Here is an 11,861-nt window from a genome sequence, read left to right on the forward strand (position 1 = left end):
TAGCTAGGTGGAAACGCGCCCAGAGAATCGGTGCGGGCGGCTCATCACGGTAGACTGGCTGCATGCGGCTGATGCGGTGACTGGAACCGCCCGCATGAAACCCCAAGGAGAGCATTCCGACCGTGGCTGCCCAGAAGAAGAAGGCGCAAGACGAATACGGCGCGTCAGCGATCACCGTGCTCGAGGGCCTGGAGGCCGTCCGCAAACGCCCCGGCATGTACATCGGGTCCACCGGTGAGCGCGGTCTGCACCACCTCATTTGGGAGGTAGTCGACAACTCGGTGGACGAGGCGATGGCCGGTTACGCCACCCGGGTCGATGTGCGGCTCCTCGACGACGGCAGCGTGGAGGTGGCCGACGACGGGCGCGGCATCCCGGTGGCCATGCACGCGACCGGCGCCCCAACCGTCGACGTGGTGATGACGCAGCTGCACGCCGGCGGCAAGTTCGGTGGCGAAAACAGCGGCTACACGGTTAGTGGTGGGTTGCACGGCGTCGGCGTGTCGGTGGTCAACGCGCTGTCCACCCGGCTGGAAGTCAACATCAAACGCGACGGCCACGAATGGTTCCAGTATTACGACCGTGCCGTGCCCGGCACCCTCAAGCAGGGTGAGTCAACCAAGAAGACCGGAACCACGATCAGGTTCTGGGCCGACCCTGAGATCTTCGAAACGCTGGAGTACGACTTCGAGACCGTCGCACGCCGCCTGCAGGAGATGGCGTTTCTGAACAAGGGCCTCACGATCAACCTCACCGACGAACGAGTCGAGCAGGACGAGGTCGTCGACGAAGTGGTCAGCGACACCGCCGAAGCGCCCAAGTCCGCGGAGGAGAAGGCGGCGGAAAACGCTGCGCCGCACAAGGTCAAGCACCGCACGTTCCACTACCCCGGCGGCCTGGTCGACTTCGTCAAGCACATCAATCGCACCAAGAGCCCGATCCAGCAGAGCGTCATCGACTTCGACGGAAAAGGCACCGGTCACGAGGTCGAAATCGCCATGCAATGGAACGGCGGCTACTCGGAGTCGGTCCACACCTTCGCCAACACCATCAACACCCATGAGGGCGGCACCCATGAAGAGGGCTTCCGCAGCGCCCTGACCTCGGTGGTGAACAAGTACGCCAAAGACAAGAAGTTGCTCAAGGAGAAGGACGCCAACCTCACCGGCGACGACATCCGGGAAGGCCTGGCGGCGGTCATCTCGGTCAAGGTCGCTGAGCCCCAGTTCGAGGGCCAGACCAAGACCAAACTGGGTAACACCGAGGTCAAATCGTTCGTGCAGAGGGTGTGCAACGAACAGTTGACGCACTGGTTCGAGGCCAACCCCTCTGAGGCGAAAACCGTTGTGAACAAGGCGGTTTCGTCGGCACAAGCGCGGATCGCGGCCCGCAAGGCGCGCGAGCTGGTGCGCCGCAAGAGCGCCACCGACCTCGGGGGGCTACCCGGGAAGCTCGCGGACTGCCGCTCTACCGACCCGCGGAAATCCGAACTATATGTGGTGGAGGGCGATTCGGCGGGCGGCTCGGCGAAGAGTGGCCGCGACTCGATGTTCCAGGCGATCCTGCCGTTGCGAGGCAAGATCATCAACGTCGAAAAGGCGCGCATCGACCGGGTGCTGAAGAACACGGAGGTCCAGGCGATCATCACCGCGCTCGGCACCGGCATCCACGACGAATTCGACATCAGCAAGTTGCGCTACCACAAGATCGTGTTGATGGCCGACGCGGACGTCGACGGCCAGCACATCTCGACCCTGCTGCTGACGTTGCTGTTCCGCTTCATGCGGCCGCTGATCGAAAACGGGCACGTCTTCCTCGCGCAGCCGCCGCTGTACAAGCTGAAGTGGCAGCGGACCGACCCGGAGTTCGCCTACTCCGATCGCGAACGCGACGGCCTGCTCGAGGCCGGGCTCAAAGCCGGCAAGAAGATCAACAAAGAGGACGGCATCCAGCGCTACAAGGGCCTGGGTGAGATGGACGCGAAAGAATTGTGGGAGACCACGATGGACCCGTCGGTCCGGGTGCTGCGCCAGGTCACCCTGGACGACGCCGCGGCCGCCGACGAGTTGTTCTCGATCCTGATGGGCGAGGACGTCGACGCGCGCCGCAGCTTCATCACCCGCAACGCCAAAGACGTTCGCTTCCTGGATGTCTGACGTACTCGTCAGGCACGCCAACCCACAAAGGGGAATAGATGACTGACACCACGCTGCCACCCGGCGACGAGGCCGGCGACCGCATCGAACCGGTCGACATTCAGCAGGAGATGCAGCGCAGCTACATCGATTACGCGATGAGCGTGATCGTCGGGCGCGCGCTGCCAGAGGTGCGTGACGGGCTCAAGCCGGTACACCGCCGCGTGCTTTATGCGATGTACGACTCGGGCTTCCGCCCGGACCGCAGTCACGCCAAGTCGGCGCGCTCGGTCGCCGAGACGATGGGCAACTACCACCCCCACGGCGACGCGTCGATCTACGACACCCTGGTGCGGATGGCGCAGCCGTGGTCGCTGCGGTACCCACTGGTCGACGGTCAGGGTAACTTCGGCTCTCCGGGCAACGATCCACCAGCCGCGATGCGCTACACCGAGGCGCGGCTAACCCCGCTTGCCATGGAGATGCTGCGTGAAATCGACGAGGAGACAGTCGATTTCATCCCGAACTACGACGGCCGGGTGCAGGAGCCGACCGTGCTGCCCAGCCGGTTCCCCAACCTGCTGGCCAACGGCTCCGGCGGCATCGCGGTCGGGATGGCGACCAACATCCCGCCACACAACTTGCGCGAGCTGGCCGAGGCCGTCTACTGGTGCCTGGACAACCACGAGGCCGACGAAGAAGCCACCCTGGCCGCAGTCTGCGAGCGGGTCAAGGGCCCGGACTTCCCCACCCACGGTCTGATCGTCGGGTCGCAGGGCATCCACGATGCCTACACCACCGGTCGGGGATCGATCCGGATGCGCGGAGTCGTTGAGATAGAAGAAGATTCGCGGGGCCGCACCTCGATCGTCATCACCGAGTTGCCCTATCAGGTCAACCACGACAACTTCATCACGTCGATCGCAGAGCAGGTCCGCGACGGCAGGCTTACCGGAATCGCCAACATCGAGGACCAGTCCAGCGATCGGGTCGGCCTGCGCATCGTCGTCGAGATTAAGCGCGACGCGGTGGCCAAGGTGGTGCTGAACAACCTCTACAAGCACACCCAGCTGCAAACCAGCTTCGGCGCCAACATGTTGTCGATCGTCGACGGGGTGCCGCGCACGTTGCGGCTCGACCAGATGATCCGCTACTACGTCGCGCACCAACTCGACGTCATCGTCCGGCGCACCACCTACCGGCTGCGCAAGGCCAACGAACGCGCCCACATCCTGCGCGGTCTGGTCAAGGCGCTCGACGCGCTGGACGAGGTCATCGCGCTGATACGGGCGTCGGAAACCGTCGACATCGCCCGGGCCGGACTTATCGAGCTGCTCGACATCGATGAGATCCAGGCCCAGGCCATCCTCGACATGCAGTTGCGTCGCCTGGCCGCTCTGGAGCGCCAGCGCATCATCGACGACCTGGCCAAGATCGAGGCCGAGATCGCCGACCTGGAAGACATCCTGGCCAAGCCGGAACGGCAGCGCGGGATCGTTCACGACGAGCTCGCCGAGATCGTCGACAAGCACGGCGACGATCGGCGGACCCGGATCATCGCGGCCGACGGTGACGTCAACGATGAGGACCTGATCGCCCGCGAAGAGGTCGTCGTCACCATCACCGAGACCGGTTATGCCAAGCGAACCAAGTCCGACCTCTACCGCAGCCAGAAGCGCGGCGGCAAGGGCGTGCAGGGCGCCGGTCTCAAGCAGGACGACATCGTCAAGCACTTCTTCGTCAGCTCGACGCACGACTGGATCCTGTTTTTCACCACGCAGGGCCGGGTCTATCGCGCCAAGGCGTACGAACTGCCCGAGGCGTCCAGGACGGCGCGCGGTCAGCACGTGGCGAACCTGCTGGCCTTCCAGCCCGAGGAGCGCATCGCCCAGGTCATCCAGATCCGAAGTTACGAGGACGCCCCGTACCTGGTGCTGGCCACGCGCAACGGCCTGGTCAAGAAGACCAAGCTGACCGACTTCGACTCGAACCGATCGGGTGGAATCGTCGCGATCAACCTGCGCGACAACGACGAGCTCGTCGGCGCGGTGCTGTGCTCGTCGGACGAGGACCTGCTGCTGGTATCGGCCAACGGCCAATCCATCCGGTTCTCGGCGACCGACGAGGCGCTGCGCCCGATGGGCCGCGCCACCTCCGGCGTCCAGGGCATGCGGTTCAACACCGACGATTACCTGTTGTCGCTCAACGTGGTTCGCGAGGGCACGTACCTATTGGTGGCGACGTCCGGCGGCTACGCCAAGCGCACCGCGATCGAGGAGTATCCGGTGCAGGGCCGCGGCGGCAAGGGCGTGCTGACGGTGATGTACGACCGGCGGCGCGGCAAGCTGGTGGGCGCGCTGATCGTCGACGAAGACAGCGAGCTCTACGCCATCACCTCCGGCGGCGGGGTAATCCGCACGGCGGCGAGGCAGGTCCGTAAGGCGGGACGGCAGACCAAGGGTGTTCGCCTGATGAACCTGGGCGAGGACAACACGCTGCTGGCCATCGCGCGCAACGCCGAGGAGAACGCGGACGAAGTCGTCGACGAAGCGGAAGGCGCCGCGGACGCAGACGGCTAGTCGTTGACAATCCGCGCGGTCCGACGAACGGCCGGGCAATTAGACTCGGCCCGACCGGACAAAATGCGACGCCCCCGCGGCCGTGGCAGGAGAGCTAAGGAGTCGGGGTGACCTCACCGAACGAGCCGGGCGCCCCCAAACAGGGCGATGGCCTTAATGGGGATGGCTCGGCCGAGCGTGCCGGCGCCCACCGCGCGACGCCGCCCGCACCGGCCGGCCGCGCTCCGGACGCCGGGGACTCACCGCCGTGGCAGCGTGGCGGTCCCCGGCCCCTGCAGGCGCCGCAACGGCAGACCGAGCCGCCCACCGAGGCGCGCCAGTCCGGCCCGCCCAGTGGTGTCGAGGCGCGGCTCAACCGGTTCATCTCCGGCACCGCGGCCCCCGGTGCACCCGCGCAGGGCAAAAACCCGCCGCACGACAACGACGCCCCGCAGGGGCGTGGCGACGGGCCGCCGGCGGAGGCTTACGCCAGCGAGTTGCCCGACCTGTCCGGCCCGATTCCGCGGGGCCCCCAGCGCAAAGCGTCACCCGACCGCGCGCCGGAGCCGTCGACCCAGGCGGGATCCGGCCGGTCGTCGGCCACGGAAAACCGGGAGGGCCGCGAGACCCGCGAGAGCCGCACCCAGGTGTCGCGGCGACCGCGCGGGCCCGTGCGGGCCAGCATGCAGATCCGCCGGATCGATCCGTGGAGCACGCTGAAGGTCTCGCTGTTGCTCTCGGTCGCGTTGTTCTTCGTCTGGATGATCGCCGTGGCGTTCCTGTATCTCGTCCTCGGCGGCATGGGCGTGTGGTCGAAGCTGAACAGCAACGTCGGCGACCTGCTGAACAACACCAGCGGCAGCAGCGGCGAACTGGTCTCCAGCGGCACCATCTTCGGCGGGGCCGTGTTGATCGGCCTGGTCAACATCGTGTTGTTGACGGCGATGGCCACCATCGCCGCGTTCGTCTACAACCTGACCACCGATCTGATCGGCGGCATCGAGGTGACGTTGGCCGACCGCGACTAGCGTTTTTGGGGGTCGGGCGGCAATTGCGGTAATCTCGTCGCTCGGCCGTACGCGTGTACGGGCCTATAGCTCAGGCGGTTAGAGCGCTTCGCTGATAACGAAGAGGTCGGAGGTTCGAGTCCTCCTAGGCCCACAACCATGTGCCCATCAAGACGTTGCGTAAGACTTGCCCTGCCAATCACACTGATCGCTGTGGTGGCGGCGGTGGCGTGGTCCCGACGCGGGGTCGAGATCTGGCACGTGGCGGTGGACGACACCACGGGTCAGCCACCACCCGAGCCCGGCGAGGGGCCTTAGCTCAGTTGGTAGAGCACCGCCTTTGCAAGGCGGGTGTCAGGGGTTCGATTCCCCTAGGCTCCACAAATCGTGGGCGCGCCGACGTGCGTCCACGCCGCCAGGAACAGCCAACGGAAACGGTTGGCGTAACTCGCGACCCGCCCGAATTTGGCGCGGGTTTTGCGTCCCGGATCGATAGCTATCCCGCTAGTGTGTAAGCACTGATCGCGTGCCGAATAAGTCGCAGCCGCAGCGAAAGCGGTTGACCTGCGAGAAAGCCCACCGCCAAACCACACACCCTCGATATCGACGTCGCAGTAGGCAGCCCCACAACCCGACAGTTGCTATCGCGCGATAGGCAGCCGACAGCGCGACTCCGCCTTTGCTGTGAGGAGGAAACGGCTTTGTTCGGGCCAATATCAAGGGCGCGTGTGCGGGGCGGGCTATGTCTTCGCACCCGGTAGCCACTCCCGTCGCGGTCATCGGCATGGCCTGCCGCCTGCCCGGAGGCATCGATTCTCCAGAACAGTTGTGGGAGGCCTTGCTCCGCGGCGATGACCTGGTCACCGAAATTCCACCCGAGCGGTGGGACGCCGACGAGTTCTACGATCCCCAGCCCGGTGTGCCCGGTCGGTCCGTCTGCAAATGGGGCGCGTTTCTGGACGACGTCGCCGGCTTCGACCCGGAGTTCTTCGGCATCACCGACAACGAGGCGACCGCGATGGACCCGCAGCACCGCCTGCTGCTGGAAACCTCGTGGGAGGCCATGGAGCACGGCGGCCTGACCCGAGAGACGCTGGCCGGTTCCCGCACCGGCGTCTTCATGGGACTGATGCACGACGACTACCAATTGGTGCACGCGGACGCCAACGCCCTGGAGGGCCCGTACGGCTACCTGGGCAATAGCTTCGCCATGGGCTCCGGACGCGTTGCCTACACGATGGGGCTACGCGGTCCGGCGATGACGGTGGATACCGCCTGCTCGTCGGGGCTTGCGGCGGTGCATATGGCGTGCCGCAGCCTGCATGACGGCGAAAGCGAGCTCGCATTGGCGGGCGGCGCCTCGGTGTCGTTCGAACCGCGTAAGTCCTGCTCGGGTTCCGCCATCGGAATGCTGTCTGCCACGGGACGCTGCCGCGCCTTCGACGTCGGCGCCGACGGGTTCGTGGCCGGCGAGGGCTGCGTCGTCTTGTTGCTCAAACGGTTGGCGGATGCCTTGCGCGCGGGTGACCGAATCTTGGCTGTGCTCCGCGGCACCGCGGCAAACCAGGATGGCCACACGGCGAACATCGTGACGCCGTCACGGGCCGCACAGGTCGAGGCCTATCGGGCCGCCCTGGCGGCGGCGGACGTGGACGCCCGCACCGTCGGCATGGTGGAAGCACACGGTCCCGGAACGCCGGTGGGTGACCCCGTCGAATACGCCAGCCTGGCGGAGGTGTACGGCGCGGACGGGCCGTGCGCGCTCGCATCCATCAAGACCAACTTCGGGCACACCCAGTCGGCCGCCGGAGCCCTCGGCCTGATGAAAGCCGTTCTCGCGCTGCAACACGGGGTGATCCCGCGCAACCTGCACTTCACCCAATTACCCGACGAAATGTCCCGTATCAAGACCAATCTCTTTGTGCCGCAGGCTAATACAGCGTGGCCCAGCCAGCACGGCCCGCGCCGGGCGGCGGTGTCGTCGTACGGGTTCTCGGGGACCAATGTGCACGCGATCGTGGAGCAAGCGCCGGTCACATCGGGCGCCCCGCCGACTCCCCCGGCGATCGATGGCCCGCTGCTCTTCCCGCTGTCCGCCACGTCGGCAGACGGGCTGCGGCGCACCGCCGGACGGCTCGCGGACTGGGTCGAAAAACACGCTCCCGGGCTCGCCGCATCGGACCTGGCGTACACGCTCGCCCGGCGGAGGGCGCACCGGACGGTGCGCACCGCGGTCATCGCCGGCACGCTCGACGAGCTGACCACGGGGCTGCGGGGGGTCGCCGCCGGCGACTTCCCTTACCAGCCGGCGGTCGGGCAGGACGACCGAAGACCGGTCTGGTTGTTTTCCGGCCAGGGCTCGCAGTGGGCGGCGATGGGCGCGGAGTTGCTCACTACCGAACCGGTGTTCGCCGCGACGGTCGCGACGGTGGAGCCGCTGATCGCCCGGGAATCGGGTTTCTCAGTCACCCAGGCGATTTCGACACCCGCCACGGTGACCGGGATCGACCGGATCCAGCCGGCGTTGTTCACCATGCAGGTCGCGCTGGCGGCCACGATGAGGGGCTACGGGGTGCGGCCGGGCGCCGTGATCGGCCACTCGATGGGCGAGGCCGCGGCCGCGGTCGTGGCCGGGGCGTTGTCGCTGGAGGACGGCGTCCGCGTGATCTGCCGCCGCTCCCGGCTGATGTCGACAATCGCCGGCTCCGGCGCAATGGCGTCGGTGGAACTGCCGGCCGAGCAGGTCCTTTTGGAACTCATGGCCCGGGGTGTCGACGACGTCGTGCTGGCGGTGGTGGCCTCACCGCAGTCGACGGTGGTCGGCGGCGCCGCGCAGGCCGTGCGCGACCTGGTCACCGCGTGGGAGCAACGCGACGTGCCTGCGCGCGAGATCGCCGTCGACGTGGCATCGCACTCCCCGCAGGTGGATCCGATCCTCGACGAGCTGTCCGACGCCCTCGCAGAGGTCGACCCCAGGACACCCGACGTACCCTTCTACTCCGCGACCGCATTCGACCCGCGCGAGCAGCCCGTGTGTGACGCCTGGTATTGGTCGGACAATCTGCGCCACATGGTGCGTTTCGCGGCCGCCGTGCAGGCGGCGTTGGAGGACGGCCACCGCGTGTTCGCGGAGTTGGCGCCGCATCCGCTACTCACCCATGCGGTCGAACAGACCGCGGCCAGCCTCGGTATGCCGCTGGCCGCCCTCAGCGCCATGCGCCGAGAGCAGGAACTCCCGCACGGGCTGCGCGGCTTTCTGGCGGATCTGCACGATGCCGGCGCGGCCGTCGACTTCTCGGTGCTCTATCCGGGGGGCCAACTGGTGGACGTTCCGCTCCCGACGTGGAGCCACCGCCGACTGCTGCTGAACCGCGACGGTCAGGATTCGCGGGCACGCGGCGCCTGGACCGTCCCGGTGCACCCGCTGATGGGGCCACATGTGCGGCTGCCCGAGGAACCCGAGCGCCACGTCTGGCAGGGCGAGGTTGGAACCGTGGCGCAGCCCTGGCTGGGCGACCACCGCATCCACCACGTGGCCGTTCTCCCGGGGGCGGCGTACTGCGAGATGGCGTTGGCCGCGGCTCGCACGATCTTCGGTGAGAAGTCGGAGGTTCGCGACATCGCATTCGAGGCGACGCTGCTGTTGGACGACGAGACTCCAGTGTGCGCGGACGCGTCGATGACCGCGCCCGGCGTCGCCGATTTCGTGGTGCAGAGCTTTCAGCAGCGCAAGCCGATTCGGCGGGCGACGGCGGTGCTGCGGGCGGGAGGACGGGAGGACCGCCCGGCGGCTTACGACATCGCAGGCCTGCTCGCGGCCCACTCGTGCCGGCTGGACGGGGTCGAGCTGCGGAACCAGTTCGACGACCACGGTTTGCAGTATGGCGCGGCCTTCGCCGGACTGGCCGCGGCGCACAGCGCGGGCAAGGGCGCCGCCACGGTGCTGGCGGAGGTCGCGCTGCCCGGTGCCATCCGCTCGCAACACAGCGCCTACGGCGTCCACCCCGCGCTGCTTGACGCGTGCTTTCAATCGGTTGCGGCGCACCCCGCGGCCCGAGTCGCGGGCAGCGCCGGGCTGCTGTTACCGCTTCGCGTCCGCGGTATCCGGCTCTACGCCGAGACCCGCGGAGCGCGGTACTGCTACACGAAGGTGTCAACCGCCGACGGGGCCGGCGTTGAGGCCGACCTCGAGGTGCTTGACGAACAAGGGACCGTGCTGCTGGCCGTGGACGGACTGCAAGTCAGCACCGGAGCCGCCGAGGGTGCCCATCGCGATCGCGTGCTGAACGAACGACTGCTGACGATCGAGTGGACACAGCGAACACTGCCCGACGTGGAACACCTGGGCCGGGAATCATGCTTGCTGATCAGCACTTCCGCCACCGCGGACGTGATGGCGACCAGTCTGGCCGATGCGGTGAAGTCCGCGGGAACCGACTGCGCGACCATGACATGGCCGCAGCACTGCGATCATTTGTCCAACTCCGAAACCCTGGGCTCGCACCTTGGTGCCGGCAGTGTCCGCCGGGTGGTCATCCTGACCGGGCCGAAAAACGGCAACCCCGATGAGGAGTGCGCCCAGCGTGGCGGGGACTATGTCCGTCATCTCACGCGAATTGCCAGGCATATCACCAAGATCGACCAAGAGCCGCCGCGTCTTTATGTCGTGACGCGCAATGCCCAGGCCGTTGTGCCGGGGGACGTGAACAACCTGGAGCAGGCCGGGCTGCGCGGCCTGGTGCGAGCTATCGGCACCGAATATCCGCACCTGCGCCCAACGCTGATCGACACGGACGAGGAGTCCGACGCCGAGCAACTGGCCAGACAACTGTTGGGGCCTTCGGACGAGGACGAGACGGCCTGGCGGAACGGTCGGTGGCACACCGCCCGCGTGGCCCCCGGGCCGCTGCGGCCTGAGGAGCGGCGTACCGGCGTGGCGGATCACCCCTACGACGGGATGCGCATGCGGATCCGCACGCCCGGCGATTTGGAAACGCTGGAACTGGCGGCGTTTGAACGATTCCCGCCGGGGCGGGGGGAGATTGAGGTCGCGGTCACCGCATCCAGCATCAACTTCTCCGACGTTCTGGTCGCAGCAGGCGGGCAGGCCGGTGGTAACGGCGATGCAGCACGCCTCGGGACGGACTTCGCGGGCGTCGTGACCGCCGTGGGTCCCGACGTCTCCACCCATCGGGTGGGTGACCACGTCGGCGGGTTCTCTGAAAGTGGTTGCTGGGCAACGTTCGTCACCTGTGACGCCCGCCTGGCCGCGACGCTGCCGCCGGGCCTCACCGACGACCGGGCGGCTGCGGTGACCACTCCGCACACGATCGCCTGGTACGCCTTGCACGAGCAGGCAAGGATCGCCAACGGCGAACGGGTGTTGATCCATTCCGCCGCGGGCGGCGTGGGGCGGGCGGCGATCGCGATCGCCCGCGCCGCGGGAGCCGAAATCTTCGCCACCGCCGGAAGCGAGCAACGGCGGGAGTTGTTGCGCGACATCGGAATCAACCACGTCTATGACTCCCGCGGTGTCGAGTTCGCGGAACAGATCCGCCGCGACACCGACGGATATGGTGTCGACATCGTGCTCAACTCGCTGTCGGGCGCGGCGCAACGTGCCAGCCTGGAGGTGTTGGCCGCCGGCGGACGATTCGTGGAGATCGGTAAGCGGGATGTCGATGCGAATACCAGGGTGGAGCTCTTTCCATTCCGGCGGAACCACACGTTCCACTACGTCGATCTGGCGTTGATGTCGCAGAGCCATCCAAAGCGAGTGGGCGGATTGCTGGACACCGTGTACCGCCTTGTCGCACAGGGTGAGCTGCCGACACCGGACATCACCCACCACGCGCTCGGCGATGCCGCCGCGGCCCTCCGAGCGAAAAGCGAGGCCGAGCACACGGGCAGGGTCCTCCTCGATGTGCCGCAGACCGGGAGCTCAGTACGATGCGGCCGCAGCCGGCCGCGGCCATCCTTTCGGCGAGGAAGAGCCCGATGCCGCCCAGGCCACCGGTAATGATGTAGGAGCCGTCGTTCCGGAAGGTCCGGGCTTGACCGGGTGGTACGACGACGTTGGTGTGACCGGTCTGCGGCACATCGAGGAGGACCCTGCCCGTGTGCTCGGCCTCGCTTTTCGCTCGGAGGGCCGCGGCGGCATC

Annotated in this window: 4 protein-coding genes, 2 tRNA genes and 1 pseudogene; 6 read left to right on the forward strand and 1 reads right to left on the reverse strand. The window is 67.2% G+C overall.

The features are described 5' to 3' along the window. Positions 1–122: 122 nt before the first annotated feature. From gyrB to A5704_RS04530, 6 genes are all read left to right on the forward strand, one after another. Positions 123–2,156: a DNA topoisomerase (ATP-hydrolyzing) subunit B gene (gyrB, locus tag A5704_RS04505; protein WP_067779105.1), complete on the forward strand. Its 2,034-nt coding sequence runs from the start codon at positions 123–125 to the stop codon at positions 2,154–2,156. 38 nt (positions 2,157–2,194) lie between these two features. Further along, the gene (gene gyrA / locus A5704_RS04510; protein ID WP_067756296.1) at positions 2,195–4,714 is read left to right on the forward strand and encodes a DNA gyrase subunit A; all 2,520 of its coding nucleotides are present in this window, start codon (positions 2,195–2,197) and stop codon (positions 4,712–4,714) included. A gap of 107 nt (positions 4,715–4,821) precedes the next feature. Beyond that, a complete protein-coding gene (locus tag A5704_RS04515) occupies positions 4,822–5,721 on the forward strand; it encodes a DUF3566 domain-containing protein (RefSeq protein WP_067779102.1) in 900 nt (299 codons plus the stop codon). A 59-nt stretch (positions 5,722–5,780) separates the two neighbouring features. Beyond that, positions 5,781–5,854: transfer RNA gene (locus tag A5704_RS04520), tRNA-Ile, on the forward strand. 154 nt (positions 5,855–6,008) lie between these two features. Then, a tRNA-Ala gene (locus A5704_RS04525) sits at positions 6,009–6,081 on the forward strand. A 361-nt stretch (positions 6,082–6,442) separates the two neighbouring features. After that, positions 6,443–11,719, forward strand: coding sequence for a type I polyketide synthase (locus A5704_RS04530; RefSeq protein WP_082954771.1), 5,277 nt, complete (start codon positions 6,443–6,445; stop codon positions 11,717–11,719). Here A5704_RS04530 and A5704_RS29680 read toward each other — a convergent pair. Further along, positions 11,673–11,798, reverse strand: a pseudogene (locus A5704_RS29680) (hypothetical protein); the annotation flags it as partial. The gene A5704_RS04530 and the pseudogene A5704_RS29680 overlap by 47 nt on opposite strands. Between the last annotated feature and the right edge of the window lie 63 nt (positions 11,799–11,861).

Source organism: Mycobacterium sp. E735, assembly GCF_001666955.1.
GTDB lineage: Bacteria > Actinomycetota > Actinomycetes > Mycobacteriales > Mycobacteriaceae > Mycobacterium.